The sequence below is a fragment of the Glutamicibacter sp. NPDC055354 genome (genome assembly GCF_053644955.1).
Map to the genome: position 1 here is coordinate 171,013 of NZ_JBSHMB010000002.1, position 25,120 is coordinate 196,132.

Annotated in this window: 24 protein-coding genes, 3 pseudogenes and 1 riboswitch; of the genes and pseudogenes, 15 read left to right on the plus strand and 12 right to left on the minus strand. The window is 58.5% G+C overall.

Going from position 1 to position 25,120, the window contains the following annotated elements; all coding sequences use genetic code 11:
* The first annotated feature begins 123 nt into the window (after positions 1-123).
* The 4 genes from ACWICV_RS11015 (at position 124) to ACWICV_RS11030 (ending at position 4,520) form a co-directional block, all read left to right on the plus strand.
* Positions 124-1,065, plus strand: coding sequence for a LysR family transcriptional regulator (locus ACWICV_RS11015; RefSeq protein WP_096256531.1), 942 nt, complete (start codon positions 124-126; stop codon positions 1,063-1,065).
* 229 nt (positions 1,066-1,294) lie between these two features.
* Positions 1,295-1,385, plus strand: a riboswitch (SAM riboswitch).
* An 84-nt stretch (positions 1,386-1,469) separates the two neighbouring features.
* Positions 1,470-2,777: an O-acetylhomoserine aminocarboxypropyltransferase/cysteine synthase family protein gene (locus ACWICV_RS11020; RefSeq protein WP_400291349.1), complete on the plus strand. Its 1,308-nt coding sequence runs from the start codon at positions 1,470-1,472 to the stop codon at positions 2,775-2,777.
* Positions 2,774-3,979, plus strand: coding sequence for a cystathionine gamma-synthase (locus tag ACWICV_RS11025; RefSeq protein WP_454091013.1), 1,206 nt, complete (start codon positions 2,774-2,776; stop codon positions 3,977-3,979). The genes ACWICV_RS11020 and ACWICV_RS11025 overlap by 4 nt, the downstream gene beginning before the upstream one ends.
* Positions 3,980-4,205: 226 nt before the next feature.
* A complete protein-coding gene (locus ACWICV_RS11030; protein WP_400291345.1) occupies positions 4,206-4,520 on the plus strand; it encodes a PhzF family phenazine biosynthesis protein in 315 nt (104 codons plus the stop codon).
* A gap of 817 nt (positions 4,521-5,337) precedes the next feature.
* Here the strand turns inward: ACWICV_RS11030 and ACWICV_RS11035 are convergent.
* On the minus strand, positions 5,338-5,577 hold the full coding sequence (locus ACWICV_RS11035; RefSeq protein ID WP_454091014.1) for a hypothetical protein: 240 nt from the start codon (positions 5,575-5,577) through the stop codon (positions 5,338-5,340).
* Between the two features lie 391 nt (positions 5,578-5,968).
* Positions 5,969-6,403 (minus strand): Hsp20/alpha crystallin family protein, encoded by a 435-nt coding sequence (locus ACWICV_RS11040; protein WP_454091015.1) that lies wholly within the window; start codon positions 6,401-6,403, stop codon positions 5,969-5,971.
* Positions 6,404-6,465: 62 nt separating this feature from the next.
* Here ACWICV_RS11040 and ACWICV_RS11045 point away from each other — a divergent pair, with 62 nt between their 5' ends.
* Positions 6,466-6,843 (plus strand): MerR family transcriptional regulator, encoded by a 378-nt coding sequence (locus ACWICV_RS11045; protein ID WP_400291341.1) that lies wholly within the window; start codon positions 6,466-6,468, stop codon positions 6,841-6,843.
* A 185-nt stretch (positions 6,844-7,028) separates the two neighbouring features.
* Here the strand turns inward: ACWICV_RS11045 and ACWICV_RS11050 are convergent, their stop codons facing one another.
* Complete coding sequence (locus ACWICV_RS11050) at positions 7,029-8,135, minus strand: IS630 family transposase (protein ID WP_454091016.1); 1,107 nt, start codon at positions 8,133-8,135, stop codon at positions 7,029-7,031.
* 72 nt (positions 8,136-8,207) lie between these two features.
* On the minus strand, positions 8,208-8,585 hold the full coding sequence (locus ACWICV_RS11055; RefSeq protein ID WP_454091017.1) for a DUF4193 family protein: 378 nt from the start codon (positions 8,583-8,585) through the stop codon (positions 8,208-8,210).
* Between the two features lie 361 nt (positions 8,586-8,946).
* Here ACWICV_RS11055 and ACWICV_RS11060 point away from each other — a divergent pair, with 361 nt between their 5' ends.
* Positions 8,947-9,981 (plus strand): glycosyltransferase, encoded by a 1,035-nt coding sequence (locus ACWICV_RS11060; protein ID WP_454091018.1) that lies wholly within the window; start codon positions 8,947-8,949, stop codon positions 9,979-9,981.
* 96 nt (positions 9,982-10,077) lie between these two features.
* Positions 10,078-11,049, plus strand: a complete 972-nt coding sequence (locus ACWICV_RS11065) for a glycosyltransferase (RefSeq protein ID WP_454133411.1) — start codon at positions 10,078-10,080, stop codon at positions 11,047-11,049.
* An 8-nt stretch (positions 11,050-11,057) separates the two neighbouring features.
* On the opposite strand, the gene ACWICV_RS11070 is transcribed toward ACWICV_RS11065, so the two are convergent.
* Positions 11,058-11,915: a glycosyltransferase family 2 protein gene (locus ACWICV_RS11070; RefSeq protein ID WP_454091020.1), complete on the minus strand. Its 858-nt coding sequence runs from the start codon at positions 11,913-11,915 to the stop codon at positions 11,058-11,060.
* A 95-nt stretch (positions 11,916-12,010) separates the two neighbouring features.
* Between ACWICV_RS11070 and ACWICV_RS11075 the strand changes: the two genes are divergently transcribed.
* From ACWICV_RS11075 to ACWICV_RS11090, 4 genes and pseudogenes are all read left to right on the plus strand, one after another.
* Positions 12,011-13,126 carry a glycosyltransferase gene (locus ACWICV_RS11075; protein WP_454091021.1) on the plus strand — a complete coding sequence of 372 codons (1,116 nt, stop codon included), beginning with the start codon at positions 12,011-12,013 and terminating at the stop codon, positions 13,124-13,126.
* 167 nt (positions 13,127-13,293) lie between these two features.
* Positions 13,294-14,196, plus strand: a pseudogene (locus tag ACWICV_RS11080) (IS3 family transposase); the annotation flags it as partial.
* Positions 14,197-14,515: 319 nt separating this feature from the next.
* Positions 14,516-15,265, plus strand: a complete 750-nt coding sequence (locus ACWICV_RS11085; RefSeq protein ID WP_400291328.1) for a YiiX/YebB-like N1pC/P60 family cysteine hydrolase — start codon at positions 14,516-14,518, stop codon at positions 15,263-15,265.
* A 75-nt stretch (positions 15,266-15,340) separates the two neighbouring features.
* On the plus strand, positions 15,341-16,510 hold the full coding sequence (locus tag ACWICV_RS11090) for a hypothetical protein (RefSeq protein ID WP_400291326.1): 1,170 nt from the start codon (positions 15,341-15,343) through the stop codon (positions 16,508-16,510).
* A gap of 264 nt (positions 16,511-16,774) precedes the next feature.
* On the opposite strand, the gene ACWICV_RS11095 is transcribed toward ACWICV_RS11090, so the two are convergent.
* The 5 genes from ACWICV_RS11095 to ACWICV_RS11115 form a co-directional block, all read right to left on the minus strand.
* A complete protein-coding gene (locus ACWICV_RS11095; protein ID WP_402472688.1) occupies positions 16,775-17,875 on the minus strand; it encodes an AI-2E family transporter in 1,101 nt (366 codons plus the stop codon).
* A gap of 432 nt (positions 17,876-18,307) precedes the next feature.
* Positions 18,308-18,694 (minus strand): hypothetical protein, encoded by a 387-nt coding sequence (locus ACWICV_RS11100; protein WP_400291322.1) that lies wholly within the window; start codon positions 18,692-18,694, stop codon positions 18,308-18,310.
* Between the two features lie 369 nt (positions 18,695-19,063).
* Complete coding sequence (locus tag ACWICV_RS11105; protein ID WP_454091022.1) at positions 19,064-19,381, minus strand: hypothetical protein; 318 nt, start codon at positions 19,379-19,381, stop codon at positions 19,064-19,066.
* A gap of 306 nt (positions 19,382-19,687) precedes the next feature.
* Positions 19,688-20,170, minus strand: a complete 483-nt coding sequence (locus ACWICV_RS11110) for a hypothetical protein (protein WP_454091023.1) — start codon at positions 20,168-20,170, stop codon at positions 19,688-19,690.
* A 134-nt stretch (positions 20,171-20,304) separates the two neighbouring features.
* Positions 20,305-20,784 carry a hypothetical protein gene (locus ACWICV_RS11115; RefSeq protein WP_400291316.1) on the minus strand — a complete coding sequence of 160 codons (480 nt, stop codon included), beginning with the start codon at positions 20,782-20,784 and terminating at the stop codon, positions 20,305-20,307.
* A gap of 177 nt (positions 20,785-20,961) precedes the next feature.
* On the opposite strand from ACWICV_RS11115, the gene ACWICV_RS11120 reads away from it, so the two are divergent.
* Together ACWICV_RS11120 and ACWICV_RS11125 are read left to right on the plus strand one after the other, a co-directional pair.
* Complete coding sequence (locus ACWICV_RS11120) at positions 20,962-21,510, plus strand: MarR family winged helix-turn-helix transcriptional regulator (protein ID WP_402472678.1); 549 nt, start codon at positions 20,962-20,964, stop codon at positions 21,508-21,510.
* A gap of 249 nt (positions 21,511-21,759) precedes the next feature.
* Positions 21,760-22,059 (plus strand): hypothetical protein, encoded by a 300-nt coding sequence (locus ACWICV_RS11125; RefSeq protein WP_400291312.1) that lies wholly within the window; start codon positions 21,760-21,762, stop codon positions 22,057-22,059.
* An 88-nt stretch (positions 22,060-22,147) separates the two neighbouring features.
* Here the strand turns inward: ACWICV_RS11125 and ACWICV_RS11130 are convergent.
* Positions 22,148-22,309, minus strand: a pseudogene (locus tag ACWICV_RS11130) (GlsB/YeaQ/YmgE family stress response membrane protein); the annotation flags it as partial.
* Positions 22,310-22,591: 282 nt separating this feature from the next.
* Between ACWICV_RS11130 and ACWICV_RS11135 the strand changes: the two are divergent.
* Positions 22,592-23,206 (plus strand): annotated as a pseudogene (locus ACWICV_RS11135) (GyrI-like domain-containing protein); the annotation flags it as partial.
* A gap of 110 nt (positions 23,207-23,316) precedes the next feature.
* Positions 23,317-24,861, plus strand: coding sequence for a DUF222 domain-containing protein (locus ACWICV_RS11140; protein WP_454091024.1), 1,545 nt, complete (start codon positions 23,317-23,319; stop codon positions 24,859-24,861).
* Positions 24,862-24,871: 10 nt separating this feature from the next.
* On the opposite strand, the gene ACWICV_RS11145 is transcribed toward ACWICV_RS11140, so the two are convergent.
* On the minus strand, positions 24,872-25,102 hold the full coding sequence (locus ACWICV_RS11145; protein WP_402472671.1) for a hypothetical protein: 231 nt from the start codon (positions 25,100-25,102) through the stop codon (positions 24,872-24,874).
* Positions 25,103-25,120 lie beyond the last annotated feature (18 nt).

Sequence of the window (25,120 nt, forward strand, 5' to 3'; positions counted from 1 at the left end):
GATGGCCAATCTGTTTCTTTGGGGGCCGTGGTGGGCCGAGGGGAAGTCGATGCGTCAATCATGCAGGGTGATTCTTGATATCGGGTAACTCGATATAACTATGGATTCATATAGACTCTGGCTATGGTTCAGGGAACAAATGGTTTGACGCTGCAGCAACTTCGCTATTTCGTGGCGGTGGCCTCCGAGGGGTCGATTTCGGCTGCCGCCGACCTGATTTACGTCGCACAGCCCAGCATGTCCTCAGCGATGAAGGAGCTTGAATCACGGGTGGGGCGCACCTTGCTGATGCGTTCGGCCAGGGGAGTAACGCTCACCGCCGAAGGCGCCGAATTCCTCGGCTACGCCCGGCAGGTCCTCGAGCAGGTGGAGCTTCTTGAACATCGCTATCTCGGCCGCCCCTCCGCCCGGCGGCTGCTGGGCGTCTCCACCCAGCACTACTCGTTTTCGGTGGATGCTTTTGTTCGGATGGTGCAGGCCAGCGGGGCCGAGGAATACCAGTTTTCGCTGCGCGAGACCCGCACCGAGCAGATCATCGAGGACGTGCGCACGCTGCGCAGCGACATCGGGATCCTGTACCGCAACGACTTCAACCGAAAGGTCATCGACAAGCTGCTGCGCGAATCCCGGCTGGTCTTCCACCCGCTGTTCCTGGCTGATCCGCACATCTTCATCTCGCGCAGCAACCCGCTGGCCACCCGAACCCAGGTCACGCTCGAAGACCTCGAAGACCTGCCCCGGCTGACCTTCGACCAGGGCGCGAATAATTCCTTCTACTTCGCCGAGGAGGTGCTCTCCACGCGCTCCAGCCAACGCGAAATCCAGGTCTCGGACCGCGCCACCATCTTCAACCTCATGATCGGCTTGGGCGGGTACACGATCTCCACCGGCATCATCAGCGACGAGCTGGATCCCTCCATCGTGGCCATCCCGCTGGCCATCGAGGAGCGCATCGAAATCGGCTGGATCGACCACGCCGCTATCCCGCTCACCGACCAGGCCCAGCGCTACCTGCAAGAAGTGCGAACGGTGGTCGCCAGCTTCGGGGTAGAAGTGCTCGGCTGAGCCGCCAGCAGCGTAACCCCCGGTCATCGAGCACCGGCACATCGTCACAAACTTCCAGCAAAACCCCTGCATCACGCCGATTCATCTCAAAAGGTCGCGTCATAAAGTGCTGCCGGCCACCGCGTCATCATGACAACGAGAAGTCATATGAAGCCTGGCGGCCTTGTATGAAGCCGGGCGCCGGATACCGCTTGCACCGTTTGCGGCGGATAGCCAACCATGGAAGAACAACCCATCAAGAGCGGCTGAGAGATCTGGCTCGGAGACGCCGCAGCAACCATCGGGAAACCGAAAGGTGCTACCGCCAGGAACGATGGAGCAGTTCCGAACGCGTTTTTGCGTAGCTTCGTGCCGCCGCACGATGCCAATCGGTGCACTCCCTCGCAGAGAATCGAGGAGGAGCCATGAGCCAGGAAACCGACGCGGTGCACGCAGGGTACCGCCCGAGCGGAGACTTCCGCCCGATGCTGCCGCCACTGCACAATTCCGCGGCCTACCAATTCGCATCGCACGCCGAAGCGGTGGAGAAGTTCGCCCTGCGCCAGGCCGGCTTCACCTACTCGCGCACCGGCAACCCCACCGTTGCGATTCTCGAACAGCGCGTGGCCGCCCTGGAAGGCGGGGCCCACGCGGTGGCCACCGCCACCGGGCAGGCTGCCGTGGCCCTGTCCCTGCTGGCCCTGACCCAGGGACCCAAGCACATTGTGGCTTCCTCCTCGCTCTACGGCGGCACCGTGGATTTGTTCACCGACACCTTCGCCGACTTCGGGATCCGCGTCAGCTTTGTCGACCAAGCCGATCCGGCCGCCTGGGCCGCTGCCATTGAGGAGGACACCCGGGCGTTCTTCTTAGAATCGGTCTCCAACCCGCTGTGCACCGTGGCCGACATCCCGGCCATTGCGGCCATCGCGCACGAGCGCAACATCCCGGTGGTGGTGGACAACACCCTGGCCACCCCGCTGAACGTGCGCCCGCTGGAACTCGGAGCGGACATCGTGGTGCACTCGGCCACCAAGGCTCTGGCCGGGCACGGCTCGGTGCTCGGCGGGATAGTGGTGGATTCGGGAACCTTCGATTTCTCCGATTCCTCCCGCTGGCCGCAGATCGCCGCGCCGCGGGTGCGGCTGAATGGCGCTTCGCTGCTTGAACGCCACGGGCCGGCGGCCTACGCGATGCTGGTTCGTTCCAAGTTCCTGCACGATCTGGGCCCGACCCTCGCACCGGCCAGCGCCCAGGGCATCCTTGCAGGCATCGAGACCCTGCCGGTGCGCGCGGCCCACGTGCAGCGCAGCGTCGCCCGGCTGATCGACGCGCTTGCCGAGTATCCGGGCATTGCCGCCATCCACCACCCCGCGCTGCCCGAGCACCCCAGCCACGAGCTGGCCCGGGCGCTGGCGCCGAAGGGCACCGGCTGCGTGCTGGCCATCGAGCTGGCCCACCCATCCCTGGTTTCCCCGGTCATTGACGGGCTCAAGCTGATCAGCCTGGCCGCGAATGTGGGCGATACCCGCACCATGGTCGCCCACCCGGCCACCATGACGCACTGCCGGCTCTCCGAGGCGCAGCTGGCAGCCGCCGGGCTGAACACCTCGACCCTGCGCCTGTCGGTGGGACTGGAAGACCCAGCCGACCTGCTGGCAGACATCACCCAATCGCTGGATCTCGCGCTGGCCGCAACCACCGCCGACACCAAGGAAGTGAGCTTCGCATGAGCGGCTTCAACACCCTGGCCGTGCACGCCGGCCAGCACAAGGATCCGCACACCGGGGCGGTCGTGCCCCCGATCTACCAGACCAGCACCTTCATCCAGGACGGCATCAACGTGCTGCGTTCCGGGCATGAATACTCCCGCGGCTCGAACCCCACCCGCGACGGATTCCAAGAGCAGCTCACCGCACTGGAAGGCGGGACCGCCGGATTCGCCTTCGCCTCGGGCATCGCCGCCGAAGACGCGCTGCTGCGCGCGGTACTGGCGCCAGGCGACCACATCGTGCTGGGTGCCGACGGCTACGGCGGCACCAACCGGCTGATCTCGAAGCTGCACGGCAAATGGGGGATCACCTCTTCGGCGGTGGACATCACCAATCTGGATGCGGTGCGCGCCGCGATGCGCCCGAACACCGCGCTGCTCTGGGTGGAAACCCCATCCAACCCGCTGCTGGGCATCGCCGACCTGGCCGGCTGGGCGGCCATCGCCCGCGAACACGGCGCCCTGCTGGTCGTGGACAACACCTTCGCCACCCCGTACCTGCAGCGGCCGCTTGACTTCGGAGCGCACGCGGTGGTGCACTCGACCACCAAGTACATTGGGGGGCACTCCGACGTTCTCGGCGGGGCGGTCATCGTGGCAGACTACCTGCACCGCGGCCAATCGTTGGCCGAAGCCGTCGGCTACCAGCAGTTCGCCGGGGGAGCGGTCTCCGGTCCGCAGGATTCCTACCTGGCCGCCCGCGGGCTGAAGACCCTGGGCCTGCGCATGGAACGCCACTGCGCCACCGCAACCACTCTGGCCCGCTGGCTCGATGACCGTCCCGAGGTCGCCCGCGTCTACTATCCCGGGCTGGAAAGCCATCCGGGCCACGAGCTCGCCAAGCGCCAGCAGCGCGGTTTCGGCGGGATCCTCTCACTGCAGCTCTCCGATGAAGCGGCAGCCCGCGCCTTCGCCGAGTCCATGGAATACTTCCAGCTCTCGGTGTCCCTGGGTGGGGTTGAATCCCTGGTCTGCTATCCGCGCGAAATGACCCACGCTTCGCTGATCGGCACACCGCTGGAGATTCCAGCGAACTTGGTCCGCCTCTCGGTGGGCATCGAGGAGCCCGAGGACCTGATTGCCGATCTGGAACGCGGGCTGGCCGCAGCCGCGAAGGCTTCCGAGGCCGACAGCATCCAGCACCGCAGCCTGGCTACCGCCTGACCTGCCGTCGCAGCACGCGGGCCGTCCGCACAGGAAGGCCCGCGTGCAAGACGTCGGCACCGCTTAGCGATTCGCGCCTCCGGGGCACTCCAAGCTTGCAAATCTGGGTTCCAACCTAATGATCTCCGGCATCGCGATCTGCGCCCCTCACGACGATTGCTTTCGAGGAGCCGCCTATGCCGCGAAATCCATTAGTTGGCGATGGCAAGGACGGGGCCGTGGTGCAGTGGGCTCCTCCGAGGAGGTTCAGGCCTTGGAACCCGACTTGCCCAATGCGAAGGTCGGTGCCGTCGGCGCGCACGCCGGGGGATCGCCGCATGCGTTCGAGCTGCACACTTTCTCCCCTGAAGCCAACGTGTTCGAGGATCAGGTATGCGGATCGATGAACGCCTCGGGCGTCCAATGGCTCACCAATACTGCGAAGACACCTGCGAACTATCGAGCCTCCCGGAGAACGCTGATGGGCAGGTCCGGCGAGCACGCAGTCAGATTCCAGGGCAGGATGGTGTGGGCCGGAGGAACGGCCAGTATCCTATACTGAGGCACAACGGCAGTCTGATGACAGTGCGACGTCCATCTGCTCTGAGCAGGCACATCCACGTCAGGAGTTCGCCAGCCGAGACGGCGGAAGATCCTTCGCCCTGGCGCCATGGCTGAAGAGGAAATTCATGCCAAGAACCTCTGTCTGGTACTGGTCTTAGCCGCCGGTCGCAACTAACATTTACCGGCTCCGGCGATAAGCAGGGTCTTTGCATGTCAGAAACGCCGTTTAAAACCAAAATAGGTCGAAGGGCTCAAGGTCCTGTTGTTGCTATGGCAATTATCGGATACGCGCGAGTAAGCCGGCACCAGGGGACCCCAACGCCGCAGGAAGCCAAGATGCGTGCCGCTGGCGCGGAAAAGGTGCTTACCGAGCGCGGGGAATCGAGCCACATCGCCAGCCGGTCGCGATGGGAAGCATGACTGAGATACATGAGGGCCGATAGCAGGCGCGTGATCTGGGCACATCGGATAGCCGGCACCGAACGTACCCTTGAAACGCTCCGCGAGCTGGGAAACCCGGATTAATCCACTCAGTCTCGCCCAACCGCTCCCCGACATCGCGGCGCACACGCCTTTGGGCGATGCCGCAGCAGGGGCACTGACCATGCTGATTCATTTGCGCGTGCTCCACGGTCCGCGAGAACATTCGCAGGATCGCGGAGCACGCGCTGCAGCGGGCCGCCGGCTCGATGACCTATATTCGATCAGTCTCCTAAACACGGTACCTAGCCTCGAAACGCCTATTCCAACACTCGAAGGTCGACGATCACCAGGCAGATAGGTGAATAGTGTGCGGTGGCGGAATGCCTGTGAAGTTATTGAGGCCCCTCCCGGGGTTGGGAACCATACAGTGAGTCGTTGACTTGATCGATCAATTCTTGAATCGCGTGGACTTTGCTCTGCCAGTACTTGTTGTTCTCGCGAGCTTGCGGTCCTTCTGTTTCTTCGTTCAACTCAAGAAGCTCGCTGAAATGGTCTCGGTAGGCGCACAGCGCAGCATTGAGAACTTCGATTTGCTCGTCATTGAGGTGGACGTTGAGCAATGATTCACGCATGGTGCTGATCCTTTCGTTGCCAGGGTGCGTCCGGTGCGTTCCGGACGCACCCCCGAATCAACCACTCCTTAAAAGTTTCCCCGGGAGTCATCTCTTGTTCGGTGGCGAGCGTGAATACACCCGGACGGGACCCGCCCGACGCACTGAACGTTGAATTGTTCGTATTTCGTTAGTTCCTTCCGGGCACCGCTGACTGGGCCGCGGAACATCCTCGATCGAGGTGCAAAGGTGCGATCGAGGCGGCTGATGCTGACGGGAAGCTGTGGATAGCTCGAGCTCGTATATGGCCAGAAGCAACTCGTCATCAGCGACCAGCGGATCAAGTTCCGAATCAATGTGGGCAGACATGACACATCATCTCCGCACAGGCCTCCAAGGGGGCTTTCTTGGGTTAACTGGTGATTTCCTTGGGGTTCTTCTTGCCTTGGCCGACCGCGACCTGAATCCGGCGGGGTTTGGCACTCTCGGCGACAGCGATGTCGACACGTAGCACGCCATCCACGTAGATGGCCCGGATACTTTCAGTGTCCAAATGATCCCCAAGGATAAGTTCCCGGGTGAAATGGCCCCAGAGTCGTTCCGAGCCGGCGATGTGCTGGCGGTCTCCTGGTTTGGCGCGTTCAGCGCGGATGGTCAGGATGTTCTTTTCCACTGCCATGTCGATCTGCTCGGCGTCGACCCCTGGCAGGTCGAACTCAGCGTGAAATCCGGTGTCGTCCTTCCAAGCCTCCATTGGCATTGGGTGGACAGGTACGGAGCTGAGCTGGGTGTTGAAAGCTCGCTGTACCAAGCGGTCGAAATCGCGAAGTACCTCGGTCTGCATCATCTGAACTCATTCCTTTCTGGTGTGACTCTCTACGATGCTGCAATTCACTTTCCGTTAGATCTATGTCTAACGATGTAGATTTTATAGCATGGGATTCTGAGTTCATGCAAGCCTATTGGAAGCAAGAAATGACAAAAAATTCGCCGCGATCCGTTCCTGTTGCTGGATCGCATTCGATTGCTGCCGCTGCCCAGAGTGTGGGAGTGAGTGTGCAAACAGTGCGGTTGTATGAGTTGCGTGGTTTGATCACCCCGTCACGTACCAGCGGTGGCACGCGCAGGTATCAAGCCAAGGATTTAGCTCGGTTGCAGCAAATCTCAGAGTTGATTGATCGAGGCGTGAATTTGGCAGGCATTGGCATCATCTTGGAGCTGGAATCTGAAAATGAGGGGTTGCGTAAGGCACTTGCAAAGCAGTCTCATCGGCAAGGCGCGGATTGAATTATCAAGACCGTTGAGGGTCTATGCTTCTCGGCAGGGCGCCGACGAATTCTTGCCTAGGCGCCGCGGAGCCTGAAAATGCACGTTCTGCTCGAGCACTTGGCAGTGGCCCTTGCTGTTTGGCGGACTGGTCCCTCCTGAACCTTCTCTATGGAGCAAATAGTGGAGAGTGCTAGTGTTCCGTGTTAATTATTTGGTTGGGTTTCATCCAGCTCCAACACATTAGCCTTCGCCTTGCGAATCATCTTGCTCAAGAGGTGATCCGCGGTCTTCGTCCAGGCAAACGGCTTCGCGTCCTCGTTGTACCGTTCGATATACCGGTGCACCGCGGCCTCCAGCTCGGGAATCGATGCAAAGTTTGATCTCTTCAGGCACTGGCGGGTGATGATCCCGAAGAAGGTCTCCACGATGTTCAACCAGGAGCAACTGGTCGGGGTGAAATGCAAGGTCACCCGTGGGTTCGCTGCTAGCCAGTCCAACACGTTCCGGTGTTTGTGCGTGGCGTAGTTATCGCAGCTCACGTGCAAGTCGATCTCGGGGTTCGCCTCGGCGACCTGCTGCAAGAAGTCCACGAACTCGACGTTGGTGTGCTTCTGGTAGAACTTGCTCGCGCTCAGCTTCCCGGTGAGGACATCCAACGCCGCGAAAAGCGTGGTAGTGCCGTTGCGCCGATAGTCATGAGTTTGCTGCAACGGATGCTCAGGAGCCAACGGCTGCACCGGCTGCGTGCGCGAGAGGGCCTGGATCTGGGTCTTATCATCAATGCTCACCACCACCGGGTTCTCCGGTGGGGACAGGTGCAGGCCCACCACGTCGCGCAGTTTCGCTTCCAGTTGCGGGTCGGTGGAGAACTTTAACGTCTCGATCCGATGCGGTTGGATTTTCCAGCGCCGCCAGATCCGGGCTACCGAGGAGAAGGAGACCTGATGGCGTTCGGCCATGATCCTGGCTGACCAGTGGGAGATCCCCAGTTCGGCCGGGGGAACCCCGTCGTTGGCCAGGGTGTCGGCGAGGATCGCCAAATCGTCGATCTTCCGCGGCTTGCCCGGGCGCGGCGCGTCGCCAAGATCGTCGATGCCGGATTCTTCGTAGGGGTGCGCCATCGGCGCACCGTCGGTTCCGAGAAGCCGGTGGATCCAACGATGTGGATGGTTTGGTACGCCGTCGGCGGCCAGCAGGACGGTGGTGGCGCGCAAGGCCAGTGAGGCGTTGGAGTCCTTGCCGCGGGTCATGGATTCCAGGGTTGCCCGGTCGCTGTCGCGTAGCTGCCGTGGTTTTGCGTAGTTGGCCATGGAACCAATTGTCCCACCTGCTCAAAACAGGTGGAATTAAAGGCACGCTACACTAGCTCCAAGCCTGCAGGACTATGAATGCACATGGACACAATCGCGGCAGATGATGCCTTGCTTGGTATGTTTTTCGTCCTGGCTTCGATGGCGAATAGTAAAGCACTCCCCGCAGACGAATTCGTCATTCCCTGGCGGAGTCACGTTAATGGAAAGTTCCTCATCAACGATGGCGCCGGGAAGTTCCAACCCGTCAGCGAAATCGTTCTCTTCAAGCTCCGCTGACACGCTCGTCGCCGTGGGCGCATCCATCTTCTGTACATCTTGGAGGGTCTTTTCTGATGCTTCGGCAACGTCGGGTCGTGCCTCCTCGTAGTCAGTAGCAATGGCCAGTCTATTCTCCTGTAGTGAATTATCCGGACGGCATATGGTAATGACGCCCGGGGACCGGGCCAATTCAATGGAGATACGCTCAGGAAAACTCCTTTACTATTTGTCAGAGGTGTTTCATTGGCTGAAGATTCTGATCCAAAATCCAGCGGTATGCGAGGTCCTGATCGCTTCGGATCTTCTGCGATCATAGGAGCCGATGAGGTAGCGAGGGGCCGTTTCCCATAGTCTGCTGGGAATTTCATTGGATGTCGGGGCGGCCGCCGGGGGAAAGATACTCTGCGTGGAGAGTCCTATTCTTCCATGCGAAAACGAACTGAGAACCGGAGAAACCGTGGCATTCCACGTAGTTGATACGCCTGCTCCCTTGAGGATTGCGGTGCTGGCCCACTTGCATTACCCGATCTGTCCACCGTATGCCGGTGGGATGGAATCGCACACCGCGCATCTCGTCAAGGATTTATCTGATCGCGGCCACCACGTGACGCTCTTCGCCAAAGAAGGCAGCAACCCTTTTGGCCCTGGTTCGGAAGGGATGGCCGTCGGCGTACTGGCCGAAACCTTCACGGTTCAGGGGTACCCGGATGAGGACGGACGTAATCATCAACATCACGTTCTGGACAGTTCGATGCAGGACGCTGTGCGAAAGGCCCGCGACGGAAATTTTGATGTGGTGATCAATAATTCGCTCAGCCCGGTCCCTCACGTGCACCTTCGAAACATCCCGACGCTGCATATTCTGCACACTCCGCCGCTTCCACGGATCACCGCAGTCATTAGCAAGAGATCATCCTCGAGCCAGATGCATCGCTTCGCTACAGTTTCGGAATCGAACAGCCGCGCGTGGAAGCAATGGTTGCCTGAACTGCACGTGATTCCCAACGGAATCGATCTGGACGCCTGGTGCGGGGAACCTGGGAACAGGATCAACCCCGGAACAGCGGCTTGGACTGGCCGAATCACTCCGGAAAAGGGGTTGCACATCGCCATCGCAGCGGCGCGAGATGCAGGGATGAAACTGGCTATTGCCGGGCCTGTTCAGGACAAGGAGTACTTCAACAGCCTTATTGCCCCGAATCTGGATCAGGACATCGAGTATCTGGGCCATCTTGGTCAGGAAGAGTTGAAGACACTCATCAGCTCGCGTGAAGTATTTATCTCCTCGCCCCTGTGGGCTGAGCCTTTTGGATTGACGACGCTCGAGGCAATGGCTAGCAGCACGCCAGTGGCTGCCCTGCCATCTGGAGCGATGGGGGAAATCATCGGTACCAGCGGAGGGGCACTCGCGGATGGCTCCGATTCAGCCGCTCTTGCTGCCGCAGTGCTGAGGGCAGCGAAGATGGATCGCGAAGCGGTTCGGCAAAGAGCAATGCTATTTACACGAGAGCGCATGCTTGACGGGTATGAGGCTCTCATAGACCAGATCGTTCCCCGAGTAGGTTCAGCGAGGCAGAATCGATGAGTAGGCCAAAGATCTCCTAATTACGCCCACCACGTGGGAACAGGGCATCTTCGCCACGCCCGTAGGCTCACCGAAACTGGCGCTTTCGAGGTGCAAGTGGCAAGTACGGGGGAGGAAAACCAAGGATTGCTCCCGGTCGGAGCCAACTATGTTCCTTTGCGGCCTGATATCGATGATCAACGGCCGGAAAGCCCTGTACCTGTATCAGGAGAATTTCTGCACTACGCTCCCACTGGCGATCATATCGTTGAACGCTTCGCCGCTCTGAACCGTGCGTGGGAACAGTTCGCCCCCGATGTAGTCATGGTTGACGTATCGGTGGAGGTTGCTCTTTTTGCCCGGCTTAGCGGCTACCGGGTTGCTTTGCGCCGGATGCCTGGACGGCGGGATGACAAAGCGCACCTGATGGGATACGAGATTGCAGATGCGCTGTTCGCCTACTTCCCCGAAGCCTTGGAAGAGCGGGAACATCTGGCCAAATTCGGTTCAAAGAGCCATTACTTCAAGACTCCCGAACCTGCCTCGGGCTTCGATATGACTCAGCATGTCGGCGCATCATTGGCGGATCCTGTGCCGGGGGAGCGCAAAGTCGCAATGCAAACCTCATTGGCGGCATCGATCGGTTTGTCCGATATTGCGCATGCGGCGGCTTCTTCTCCACAGTGGTCATGGGACGTTCTAGGCTCTGTGCATGAGGACACCGATTGCATGCCTGAGAACCTCACGCTGCATGGAACAGTCCAGCAACCATCGCGCATCATGGCACAAGCCGATGTAGTGCTCACTTCCACCGGCCACAATGCCGTGGCCACCGCCGCAGCCTGCGGCAGACCGATGCTTCTGATTCCGGAGGAACGTCCTTTCGACGAGCAGCGAGCCTACGCGCGGATGCTACAGAGAGCGACCGGTTGCATGACACTCGATTCGTGGAAGGAACCGGTAAATTGGAATGCTGTCCTGGAGCAAGCTGCTGCCACCGACCCGCATGCTCTTTCCCGGGTTCTGTTCACCGATGCGGACGAATTCACGCGGCAGGTCGAAGCCATGGTTCGAGAGCTGACGAGCTGATGGACGGCTTAGTAGGCGTCTTGGCTTCGGACACGTTGGATCTGAAGCGGCGAGGGGTGCTCCAACACTTCGAGTATGGTGCCATCGGACGCCCAGCGCACCAATCCCATGCGCTCGAAAGCAGCGAGCCACCCGTCCATCGGCCACACGCCCCATCGAGCATGGAATTTCGATGCATTGGCTACGATTGCGTCGAAGTGGTTCAACGGCGGCTTGGAGACACCGTGATGCTGGTGGAAGACCACCGCACGGGTGAACACTACGGGGATACCATGGCGGCGGGCGGTGAAGGCGAAGTCTGTATCTTCGGCCCCGTACCCGCTGTATTCCAGGCAGAAACCTCGGACTCGCTTGAAATCGCTGGAAGAGATCGCAAAACCCAGCGACCAGAAATGCTCGTGCATTTCACATGGCACGTCGGTCGGCAGCGCGGCTCTTGCATGGTGGGGAACCGAAAGCTCGCCCAGAGTGAAATCATAAGGCGTGGGTCCGGACACTATGGGACCTTTCAGATACCGGGGTTCGGCCATCGCCAGGGCAGAATGCTCGCCCAAAGCCTGCAGCAGGCACTCGAATGCCTGTGCCGAGGGGATGCAATCCACATCAAGGAAGACCAGTTGCTCCGTGCTGGCATTGGCCGCAGCAGTGTTCCGTGCGCGGGCCAGAGGTAATCCGCTTTCCTCAGGGGTGCTCTGGATATGGAGGGCTTTCAATGGCACATCGCACGAGACCGGTTCCGGGTAGGGGTCGTCCATGTAGACAACGATGACCTCTTGCGGCAGGACGCTACTTCGCTGTACTCCATCGAGCAGCCGTTGCAGGTGGCCTGCTCGTTGATGAGCGATGACGAGAACCGAAAATTCCATTCCAAACCAATTCTTCCTGCAGCCCAACCGATATAGGTGAATAGCAAATCAACTCCGACCCTACCCATCCGCCGCTCGACAGAGGAGAATTCGGTATGACTTCCCAGAATGCTTCCACGATGATCCGTGTTGCTTCAGTACCTCAAGACCAGGTCTATATTCGGCATTTGGAACCATTGCATGAACAGAACCGCGGGTCGCTTCGGTTGCCTGACCCCATCCATGCGCCAGGCTCCCAAAGCGAACAGTCACCGTGGTGGCCTCCGCTGATGCTGACTCCCGAGTGGGTGAGGGACAACCATCAGCGGTTCGATTTGATGCATATACATTTTGGTTTTGACGCGGCAGACCCACAGACATTGCGCAATACCATCACGGAATTGCGTCATTTCCACAAGCCATTGGTTTACACGGTGCATGACTTGATCAACCCCCATCAACCAGATGCCACGGCCCACCGCCAGATGCTAGATATCCTCATCGCCTCAGCTGATGAGCTGATCACCCTTACCGATGGAGCAGCCGCGGAGATCGCGGCGCAATGGCATCGTGCCGCCCACGTTCTGCCACACCCCCACGTCGTTGATTTCGCAACCATGGATCGGCTACGCCGACGCAGGGAGGTTTTGGCGGTGTCTTCCCAGAGGAGGACTCGTCATATCGGGGTGCACCTTAAAGGTCTCCGGGCTAATATTTCTCCAGCCATTCTGGAACCTCTGGCCCGAATCGTCGCGGGAATTCCAGACACTGAACTGCAGGTGAACATACATCGTCAGGTGCTTGATCCATCCAACCGCGAGTACAAGGCGGATCTCGCAGGGCAGCTCCTAGAGGGAGAAAAGCAAGGAAAGTGGAATCTTGAGGCGCATGAGTACTTCTCCGAACAGGAGCTCTTCGAATACTTGGGTTCGCTGGATGTGAATGTCCTTCCCTATCGATTCGGCACGCATTCCGGGTGGCTCGAAGCGGCTTTGGATACTGGAGCTGCCATCGTCGCTCCTGATTGTGGTCAGTATGTGGGGCAGCATGCGTCGGTGGCACCGTACCGATGGGATTACGACCGTGTTGATGAGGACTCACTGGAAGAAGCAGTGAAGCATCAATTGGCTTTATCCAGCGTGCCGGGGATGGATGCCGAGGAGCGCAAGCGCCAACGTATGGCACTAGCGGAAGCCCATGAGCGGATCTATTTGGATTTGCTAGCAAGATAGCGGGCGTGACAGGTGGTTTAAGGTTTGCCGGTGAATTACAGAGCTTCTGATGGTCGTTCTCCAGTAGGCGGGAGCCATAGAGTGAGTCGCTGACTTGGTCTATGAGCTCTTGGATTCGGTGAACTTCGCTTTGCCAGTATGGCGCGATGATGCTGCCGGCAGAGCCCTTCATCAAAGCCCATACCGGCCAGTACCCGGTGAAGTGGATGTGCCAGAAACTGCAGATTTCCAGGGCATCCTATTACCGGTGGCTTAACCCCGGCGAGGAGCTGAGCGAAGCCCAAGCACTGCGCATGCGCCGTACCGAACTGGTCCACACCGAATTCGAAGCGTCCAACCAGGTTGCTGGGGCAGGCCAACTGGTGGACCTGCTCCGCAACAACCATGAGGAACAGATCGCGAAGTCTACGGTCCTCTCGATTATGAAAGACCTGGGAATCCAGGCCAAACGGATGAGTGCGTTCAAAACCACGACGGTGCGTGACCACCAAGCGCGAACAGCGCATATCAAGAACCATATAGTCGATAAGCTCGGCCGGCGGGACTTCCGCTCTTGCCGGCCTGGGGCGAAGCTGGTTGGCGATATCACCTACCTGCGCACCGGCGAGGGCTGGTTGTATTTGGCGACGGTCATCGATTTGTTTTCGCGTCAGATCGTGGGCTGGTCAATGGGTGAGAACATGCAAACTCAGCTGGTCATCGATGCCATGGAGCTTGCCGCGTCGCGGGGCTTTATCCAGTCTGGCAGCGTGTTCCACTCGGACCGGGGAACGCAGTACACCTCGGACGCGTTCCAAGGGTGGTGCGCTGTCCACGGCGTGCGGCAATCGATGGGGCGCACCGGGGTGTGCTGGGATAATTCCGTGGCCGAGTCAACGTTCTCGACCATCAAGAACGAAATGTACCATCACCGGGCATTTACCAGCAGGGTGGCAGCGCGGACCGCGGTGATGGAATACATCGAAGTCTGGTACAACCGGAAACGACCGCATACAGCTAATGGAGGGCTCAGCCCCCAAGCAGTTCTGGACTCGTATTGGGAAATGAATTCTCTGGCCCTTGCGGCTTGAGAATAATTAGAAAAGATCAAAGATCGTGTCTCAGAAACTTGACCAGCTCAGTTCTGCCTCGTGCTTTGGTGAGGTTAGTTTGAGGCCTAAAGCGGACATGTATATAAAATTCTGTGAAAAATTTGCCAGAGTGTCTTCCGTGGTGACGCACCTAACGCTAGGATCATATTATCCACTGACCTGAAATATTATTTCTCGTCAGATCAGGGATTCTTTTTCGTTGAATGTGCGTTGGATGCGCTATGTGTTTTTGTGCTTCTTTATGTTCATGTTTGACGGGTTACTTGGATCATTACTGCTACGTGCTAGGGGTTGTGTTTTGAAAAAACGTCATATGCTCGCGGGAATCGCCGCTTCGAGCATGCTGGTCATTGGTTCGGCTATGCCGGCGTTGGCTGATACGGGAAACGGTTCTTTGAATGAGTTGGCAAGTCTCAATCCTGGAACCTCAGTCACCGAGCTGAAGGATTCGCTGGGTGAGTTCGCACAGGATGAAGGAATCAGTTTGGACGAAGCCGTTAATCGGGCTTTGTCCGAGAGCAAGGCTTCGGTTAGGGAAGCAAAATCGGTCGATTCTCTGGCTAATCGAAGCGTGGCTTCGGCCGCCAGCAGCGGAGGCAGCGGTACCGTCACCTTAGGTTCTGCAACGCGTAAGGGTGATCTTTTCGTCTCTCCTGCTTCGACGCTTTTCGTTCAGCATGGGCACACAGGAATTTACTACTCAACCGCAACCATTGTGGAAGCTCCCGGCACTGGAAAGAACAGTCGATCGATCGCTGGCAGCTCGGTGAAGGTAGGCAAGGGTGCAGTGAAGCAGTACGTATCGACTACATCGACCAACAGAGGCAAGGCTGCCAATCATGCCTTCAACAAATTGCGCGGCAAGGGATATAACTCCAACTTTGCCGTGAACAAGTCGACGACCGGTTCGAAGATGAACTGCTCGCAGTTGGTGTGGGCGGCTTACAAGGCGGCTACAGGGATTGATCTGGACGGCAACGGCGGTTTGGGCGTTTATCCTTACAACATCAAGGATTCCTCAAAGACGGTGACGTACAAGACCCTCTAAGCGTACTGGAAAACTAGTATCTGGGCCGGCCTGAAATTGGGCCGGCCCAAACTCTGCACCAGAATGGAACATTCCATGATTCACACCCGTCGTATCATCACCGCAGCGGCAGTGGCGACCACTGTTTTTACCCTGGTTAGCTGTTCACCAGCGGATCCCTCACCCCAAAAAACCGAGGCTCTAGGCAAGGCCACGTACGCACTGTGCTTCAGTGCTGCGAGCAGTGACATGGATGGGGAAAGCCAAGACGGAAAGGTTGTTCTGTTAAAGGATGATGGTGCTTTTACAGAGGTACAGACCTGGGGCATGGACATGTGCTCGATGGAGTGGACTGAGAAGGGGTTGTTCTTCAGTGATATGAAGACCGACTATCTGATTGATGGTGCCGGTTTGAAGAGTTTTGAGAATGCAAAAACTGATAGCCAATACGCCATGCTTGCCACAGCAGCGGATACTGCAGTGGGACTTTATAATCTGGGCTTCAGCGACGTGGGGTATACGACTCAGGTTGTGACCACTACCAGTTCCGGAACCTCTTTAGCCGAGGTTGAAGGTAGCTATTTCATTGCTGCTCAGTGCGAGGGGGAGGTCTTCGGAATTGGTTTGGCTACCGGCCCGTATTCGAAGACGGGGGATCCTGATACGGAGCCCATGGTTCTCAGCCAATTGACTGGCACGAAGGACGGCAAGGAAAAAGTTGTCGGCAGCAGTACACGGGCTAGAGAGGGCGCGGTACTCAATGATGCGCCATGCCATGATGGAAAAATCTACTACATCTCTGATGAGAGACGAGGTGGATTGGATGTTGCTGCTAAGGCCGTCTTATCGATATGGGACACCAAGACCGGTAAGTATGAGAGCAAGGCACTGATCTCAGATGAAGCGACTGAGCCTTTCATCAGTGAAGATGGTACGGGCCTTCCCCAGGTAACCCGCCAGTCGCTGAAGGACGGAAAGCTTGAATGGTACGGGGTTAAGGACTCGATCATGTCTACGGACATTCAGACGGGACGGACAGAACGCAAGTTTACGGTGGAAGCGTATAGCGATAATTCGGCTTCGTCGAAGGCGATCTTCACTGATGCTGACGTTGTCATCATGGCGGATAACAATGATGGTTCTCCGTACAGGGTTTTGCGTTATGACCGGCACACCGGGGAAGAGGTGGGGCGGGCCGTGTTGGATGAAGATCCCGCAAACCTCAGCAGCGGTTTCTTCTTTAGGGGATTTGCGGTGAAGCCGTGAGGGTCTACTTTGTTCTCGTTTAGCCGATTGTTTTGGTTATGGAATTGCATTTCTCTGGTTGTGGTGACCCGGGTCTGATGACGGCTGGTTCGTATCGAGTTAGATCGACTTTCTGTGTAGATGACCAGCTTTTTCGTGTGATATCGACCTTTACGCAGCGGCCGGGGATAGCCGTCTCGCGGCAGGCTACCCTTCAGGGGCGACGCAGGTTGGTAGGGAACGGAAAATTGGCTCGGAGTCATAACGCCAGGACTCTGAACAAACCTAGTGATCAAGAACTGGCCGATGGCGGTTCGAGAAGCGATCACTGAACCATATTCTGCCGATGGCCCAGCTGACGGCCGCCAGCGGCACGGCAAGGATCGCCCCGATAATTCCAGCGAGCACGGCTCCGGCGCTTAACGCGATCAGAATAACCAGAGGGTGGATATGGAGGGTTTTTCCCATCACCAGCGGTTGCAGAAGGTTGCCCTCTAGTTGATTCACAGCGAAGCTGACGCCAATGATGATCAGTCCTGCCGTTGGGCCATTGGCCACGAACGCGACCAGAGCAGCAAGAAGTCCGGTGGTGGTGGCGCCGAGTATTGGGATGAAGGCACCGATGAAGACCACGACAGCTAGAGGAAGCGCCAGGGGTACCTGCAAAATCCATAAGGTAAGGCCGATCAGCACGGAGTCAACCAGAGCTACGATGGCTGTGCCACGTACGTATCCGCCTAGCACCTCTATACCGTGTATTCCGGCGAGCCGGGCTTTTGCCAATTGCCGCCCTTTAAGGGGTATCAAACAGAATGCCCACAACTTCCTGCCGTCTTTGAGGAAGAAGAACAAAATGACTGCCATGAGGATGAAACCAGTGAAGACCTGGGTGGCAACGAAGATGCTGTCTACCGCGGTGTTCCCTGCCGCCTTGCTGGTAACGAAATCGCTCGCCGCGTTGCGGGCATCCTGGATCATGGCATCATCTACGGGCAATGGTCCCTGTGCGATCCAGGCGTACAAACGGTCAAATTTTTTCACCGCCTGATCCACGAGCTCCGCCCACTGGGCACGGATGGTTACGACGACCCCGGCGATGACAGCCGCGAAACCGGAGAGTACGAGAATGTAGGCCGTCCCGCTAGCAACCGTGTTAGGCAACCCTTTGCCACGCAACCAATTCACCAGCGGTGCGATGGCTGCTGCCAGAATTACGGCCAGCAAGAATGGGATGACAACCAAAGTGATCTTGTGCAACCCGTAGACCGCAACCACAACCAAGGCAAGCAGCCATAGTATCTGGCGGGAGCGTTCACCAGCCCAGCTGAGGCTGTCGGGCCAGCGCATGCCCTCGGCCTGGTTCCGTTTATTATTTATCGTCTCCACGCGGGTCTCTTTTCTTGGGCATGCTGCAGAAGGCCTCGTCAATTGCATTCAACTGCTCACGGCCGGTGCAAGAACTATGTTTCTTCGGGTGGGTAGCAGTGGTGTATGCTCCGCAGTTCTTGCAGCGCCAGAGGGTGCGGACGGCACTGGTTTCGCCGTCTTGACGAACTTGTTTTCGCGTCCATCACAGCGCGGTTGGTTCACAGTTGTTGACCCGAGTACAGGCCTTCAAGGCATGTGCTCGTGGCGGTGTTGCTAGCAGGGAAGTGTTTCAGATGGATTCTATACATCTTTGGGCAGTGGACTTGCGTTGGGTGAGCTGGCTGTCAGCATTAAACACTGAAGCATCCCGCGATGTCCGTGGGATGCTTCAGTGCGAATAGGCTGATTTTCAGTTATACACAAGACCAGCTTAACTCTCCGCACCGCAGGTCAGTCCGCAAGTTCTGGATCATCCAGGGAATCTTCAGCTTGCGATTTACCTAATGCACCGAGGTGCGTGTTGTACGAGGTGCGATGTTCTAGGTCGCTGCGCACGTAACAGGGGATTTCAAAAGTGATGGCACTGTGTGCCCAGTGCCGGACACGGAACGTTCTCGCCCCGTCAGGTGTGCCAGGGGCGATGAATTCCCCCACTGTCTGGCCTCGCGGTTCGACCAGTACGTTTTGCAATGCCGGGTTTGGCAGAGAGACGAACCAGAAGCTCAGGTGGTCGTCGGGTTCGTCGTAGATCGCGACCACTGCGGATCGTCCGTGGATGGAGACCAGTCCCATGACGTCATCGAGTCGTTCGTGGGGTTGTGCCAGGACGATGGGCATCCCTTCCCTTCAGCCGTAGGAGGCCAGATGGATGCGGGCTTGGCGGGAGCCAAGGATATGCTTGACGTGTTCAGCGGTGTGGGATCTTAGGCTGTGGATGGACATGGAGGGCCTCCGCTCTTGCGGCTCGTGCGGTATTTCCAGTTAGAGCCCTGCCGCGATGCGTTGTCGTGGATGGTGCAGGTGCCAGGTTTGCCACGGGTACTATCGCGGAGTGTTCTTTCGACGGTACGCGCAATTCCCTCATATGGATACCCGACAGTTGAGTGTTGCTCTGAATGGAGAGCTAGTTCGCGGGTGATAGCCCAAAGAATGATCAGCTTGTTATGCAATTCCTTCGCGGAGAAGAATCGAATACGGTTCGTGCTGCTAGTTTCTATCGGTCACGTTCGCGGAGTTCAGCCAGGCTGCGTCAACCATGTCGAGTAGCCGGCGCATGCTGTGCAGTTCGGGCTGGTGGTGCTCCTGTGCTGAAAGGTATCGACGGTAATGCTGGAGCGCCTCGAAGAGGAAGCAGCTGTCGTCTTCGCGGTTAATATCGAGCACAACTCGGTAGGGGATAAGGTTTTTCGCTGAGCTCATCGAATCCGTCCTGAAATGCTCAATTGCCGACCTTCCGATGAAAGTCGGCAGTTGATTGAAGTGGACGCTGCGTCCCGGGTAACTTTCCGTGCTGATGGTGAGCATTTCTTAACGCCTTTCACGAGAAGGCGTCATTGAAAGAAGGCGTCATTGAAAGGGGACTGGCAGGCAGAAGAGTCCGGTTCGAAGGCTACGAAATGGGAACGTTCTCGCTTCATAGGTGATGCCATCACGCGTTGTGCATCTTGTTGCGGCTTCTTGGCTGTTCCGGGTCCTGGTATCCGCAAACCTGGATAGAGGACCGAGGCCAACAACTAGCCCCAGACGGGGCCCGGTTCTGGCTCGCCAGCCGTTCCACGGGGGTATTGGCTGGCTGGCCAGGTCAATGAGCCAGAACCGGGGCTAAGGTGTTTACCTGCTAGTGCCCGCCGCGACGCGCTCGGCTCCATGCTGGTGTGCTGGCATTGGGTATCGAGTCGATGAGGTGGTTCGCGACTGCATAGCGGGGCAGGCTGGGATCTTGTGGGCGACGGCAGTGTTCTTCCAGAATTTCACGCGGAACTCAGCAATGAGCTCGGTGGCCAGGCGTTCGAAGAACTCTCCCATGGTGAGTCGATCAGCGCAGGCCTTGGTCACTTTCAGTGCTGCTTGGGGGACGGTGACATGCATCATGTGAAGTTCCTCGGTCTGCGGATCGAGCATGGCCACCAGCACTGCACGGCCATGGATTGATGCCATGCCCATGGCATCGTTGAGAGATTCGGCAGGCTGCGTCATGACGATCGGCATTCCCTGCGCCCAGCCGTAGCCGGACAGGTGGGCTTTGCCTTCACGGGTGGCGAGAAAATCAGCGACTCTGACTGCGGTTCGGGTTCGTACGATTCGACTTGGCATTTTAGATACTTCCCTTTCTTGCACTGCTCATGAAAATAGCGATATTGACGTAAGTCTCCGCAGTGAGATGCGCTTTGGAAAGGTCCTTTCGTTTTGGTGCTGCCGCTCTTGGCGGGCGGCGGGTGCTGCAGATCCTAGGCCATGCTCAAATCTGCATGGGATCCATCTGATTCACTTCCCAAACTGGCAGGTTCGAGCCCTGACCCGGGGGTGGGGGTCTGCTTCGGTGCGGCGAAAGGCTGATCGAGCCAATGCGCGGGGAGTTCGGCCTCGGGTGCGTGCTCTGGTGCTGCGAGCAGGCTCTCCTTGCCCGCGACGGCGAACTGCAGATTCTTCACCTCGAATCGGACACCGAGCGAGCTTTCCATCTGCAGAAGGAGGGTGTCGTTGACGTACTGCATCAACTCGGGCACCTGGTCTTCGCTTTTTGCCGTGCATGCCAAGTTGATGACCAGCTGCTCCGGGGAGCCGGTAATAGTGCACATTGCTGAATGCACGGTATCCCGGCTCCGGCACTGTTCAGAGGCGAAGGTGGCGATCTTCTGGATTCGCGTGCTCCACGCGCTGCCTTGCTGCGGGGAGGTTTCTACGGGAACTGCTAAGGATTCTCTCATCTTTCACTCCGGTACTGATAGCTGTTTCGTAGTAGAATATCTTTAGACAGGCTAACTATTAGCTAGGTTACATGAATTTTTCGATGTTAGGCAAGCTGGACCTCGCGGAAAAGGGGCATTGGAAGCCCCCCGGGGTTGCGGGCATGGCGTTCGTATCCGGCGGAAGGAGTTCTTCTCATGAGCAGCTATCAAGCCAGCGGGTACTGGTACCGCGAGGGCGGTTCGGTGCCCGAGGCAGTGGATTTGCTGAATCTGATGCGCAAGTACCGTGAGGCCGAGCACAGGATGCGAGCTGCGACCCGCGGTTCGATGGGGATGAACGAGACCGATATGTCCGCGCTGCGATTCCTGCTCGCCGCGCACCGCAAAGGGGTGACTCCCCGCCAGCGGGATTTTGCTGAGGAACTGGGGATCTCCAATGCTTCGGTGTCGGTATTGATCGACCGGTTATGCCGCGATGGGTATGCCGAGCGTGTCGTGCATCCTGCGGATCGGCGGTCTGTGGGAATTGTGCCCACGGATTACAGCGATACGGAAGTTCGTGGAACACTGCATCGGATGCATGAGCAGATGATGGATGCCGTAGGCACGCTCTCCGAGGACGAGCGGGTTGCGGCAGCCAAGTTCCTGGAGGCTATGATCCGCAGTGTCGAGAGCGATGACGAGTCAAGCCGGCCATCCGCGGGGAAGGGCGCGGTGAGGGAGAGTGCCCTGCCTTCGCGGTAGGCGCAAGGCGCAGGGCATGTGATTCGCCCACGGCGCGTGACCTGGCTGACGGCTTGACTGCTAGTCTTGCCGCGGGGGGCGACCCTGGCTGGTCGGCTAGGGCATTTGTCGGGTGAGTGCCAGATGTGCGAAAGAGCCCATTTCCGGGTTTCTGGGGAAAGGCTTATGGCTACTGCCATGGATAACCCGGGGCCGTAGGGTGGGAGCATCAAAATTATTTAGCCTGTCTAACAAGTTAGGATGATGCAAATGCGACGAAAGCACCTTGACGTCAGTGTCAGCCATGACGAGTTCGAAGATCTGAATAACGCTCTGGAGGACCATCGAGATGGTTTCAAGAGGATGGCCGAAGAGGCGGCCAATGGCTTCGGTTTGGAGCCGGAATACTGGGAGCGGCGAGCCAAGGAGGTCGAGGGTCTGCGCGAGACGATTCACGAGCACAGTACTGACGAGCTCGAACAGGGCGAGTCTTCCGCCAAAGAAGCGGACGCTGGCCCCGGGGTCGATTCGGCTCGGGATCGGGACTTCGAGTCTGATTCCCGTCAATGAACATCCGGCGCAGGCATGCCAGATGCGCTTCCTCGCAGAGCAGCGGTCCACCGCGATTCCGTGGTGGACCGTTGCTCTGCAGGTGCAGTTAGGCATGCTTGCGCGTGAGCACTCCCCAAATGACCAGTACGATCAACGAACCGCTGATGGCCAGAAGCCAACTGGATAAGGACCAGAACTGATCCACTCCTTCACCGAAGACGGCTGAGCAGATCCAGCCACCGGCAACAGCGCCGACGTCGCCTAGAACCGGGATACTTTGTCTTGCGGGAGCCGACTGGCGAGGAAAGGCAGGAAACGGTGCACAGTAGTTCTTGCAGCGATGCGCCCGTATTGGCTACTGTCGCAAGCTGGCGTCATCGGACTAGCTGATCGGAACGAACCGCGAAAGTCGGGCGCTACGATGCCTCCCCTCGGGATAGTTGATGGCGAACGGTGGGAACATGATCGGAATTCTGAATCGGCTCATGGATCAGATCGAACAGGAGCTTGATGCGGAAATAGATTTTGGCCAATTGCTGGAGGGCTCGGGTACCACCGTGTGCAACGTGCGCCGCATGATGCCAGCCCGGGCGAAGCCCGCTGTGCAGGTGGACCCCTTCGAAGCCAAACGATACTCAGGTTCAGCCTGACCGTCGAGGGGATCGTCGCCACGGATGCCCGAATTGTTGAACGCCCGGAATTCAAACTGGTGGGCCACCCAGGTCGTGTGCCGTTGGTCCATGAAGGAGCCAACCCGAAGATCCAGGCGCATATTGCTTCGCTTCCGATCAGCGAGCATGACAGGCTCAATGAATTGGGCAACACCGAACCTGCCGACCTGCTCCAGATCGCCTCCAATCTAGAGACCGATTATACGGAAGGATCCGAGCTGACTTACCTGCACGGTGTCGGGGTGCTGGACGGATCGGTGCCGGAAGACTTGTATGCCATCACGGTGCCTGCCGGTACATGGGCGGTGTTCCGTACCTCCGGTCCGTATCCAGCGGCTTTGCAGGAGGTCTGGGCTTCCACCGCAAAGCAGTGGTTCCCATCGAATCCGTGGGTGCTACGCGAGGGCCCGTCCATGGTGGCGGTGCTGGAACGAGCCGAAGATTTCAGCACCGCTACCTGCGAGTTGTGGCTACAGGTGGAACGCGGACTCTAGGAGCGCGAACGGCGTCCTATGAGTTCCAACGGATGTCGATAACCAAGGTTTGCCCACAGTCCGCACAGTCATGCCCCGCAGATCCTTATCTGCGGCGCATGCTGGTTCCCATGAGCACAGACATCGCGCAAGCACTGAAGGACCTGGCCAACGCCAAAGCGTTGGCCGCTTCAGCGACCCGGCGCCTGACCCACGCGGATCTCACCGCAGGCCAGGCCGCCTATCTCGCGCTGCTCACCGAAGACATGACCCAAGAACTCACCCGCACACAGGTCCACGCGGCTGCCGCACTGCGGAGCACCGGCGCGCACAAGCTGGACCAGGAATCCCTCCAGGCCATCACCGACCTCGAGCCCGACCCCACCATCGAGGAGATCGAAGAGGCGAAGGGGCGCACCACCACCGGGCGCACGCATTTCAAGGACGCCAAAGGGCTGATGACCGGCTGGCTGGATATCCCGCGCAGCACCGCGGCCGCCCGGTTGGTGCAGGCCGACTGCCTGCTCAGTGGCGTGGACGAAGCAGGAGAACCAACGGAGCCATGGCTGCCCGAGCTCGCTGCACAGTTCCAGGACTCGAACATTGATCCGCGGCTGGTCGCCTCGGCGGCGATGAAGCTGCATTCGGTGCGCAAGGACCTGGGCGAAGGGAAAGCCGCTGAAGCGAAGAAGCAGCAGCTGCAGGCCGAGTCCGCGGCGTTCCTGCGGTCGGAGCCGAAATCGGCGCGCAAGCACATCAAGGACCTGGTCGCGCAGGTGAAGGCCGGCAAGCGCCCGCTCAAAGCACTGCTGGATGGTATTGGGATCTTCAAGCGCGGTATGCGCAAAGGGGTTGTCGAATACCTCATCCGTGTTCTCCCTTCGCAATCCGCATATATCGAGGCGTATTTCGCGAATCTGGATAATCCTTCCACCGTTGCCGGGAACCGGCAGGGGTTGAAAGGCGTGGATGCCCAGTTCACCGGTGAGGAAACTAGTGGCTGGGATGATGAGGACAGCAAACCGGATTGGGCGAAAGGCAGACCCGATGACGAGGACGTCGAGGGCATCGAGGATGACCCGCCGGGAGAAGGACTCAATCCAGACGCAGAGGATCCCCGTTCCCAAGGGGACGGTCATCGGCCAGAAGGGGAAGACGAGGATCACCAACCAGAAGATGATGGTCATCAACAAGAAGGTGATAGTTCCGAACCGGAGCTGGCAAGCGGTGAATGGGAGGATTTGAAACCTGAGCGGCGGCGGCTCGTTGGTTTCATGGCTTTGCTGATGAGCGAACGAAAACCGAACGGCAGACCACCGGGCCAGCAGGCTGGGCTTGCCGGTGCTCAGGTGAGCATCATTTTGGATTGGGAGAAGCTGCAACAGAAAATGGAGGATTTCGCGGTGACGTCCTCGGGGATCCTGCTGTCCCCGGGCGAGGCCAGGACAGCGCTGTGCACTGCGGGGATTTTGCCGGTGGTGCTCAATGGCAAGAGCCTGCCCTTGGATCTGGGGCGGACCCAACGACTGTTCTCCAAGGCGCAAGTCCGTGCTTTGCGGGCGGTTTATCGGGGTGTTCGTATCCTGGGTGCAGCATGCCGGCGCAGCGGTGCGAGGCGGATCATTTGGATCCGTGGGAGAAGGGCGGGCGCACTGATATCAAGTCTGCGGTGTTGAATTGCTTGATTCACCATACGGCCAGGCATTGCGGGTTGTTCCAGGCGGTGAAGATTCCTGGGAGCCGGCCGATGGTGCTGTTGCCGCCGGAGTTGGATCCGGAGCAGAAATTGCGGGTCAATACGTATTTCATGACTCCGGCCGAAGGGTTGGAGGCTGAGGCGTTGGCGGAGGAGAGCACTGCGCGGTGGCGTGCGGGGTTGCTGGACGTCGAAATCGCCGAGCCATGAGCAACACGCACAATGCTTAAGGCGCAAGG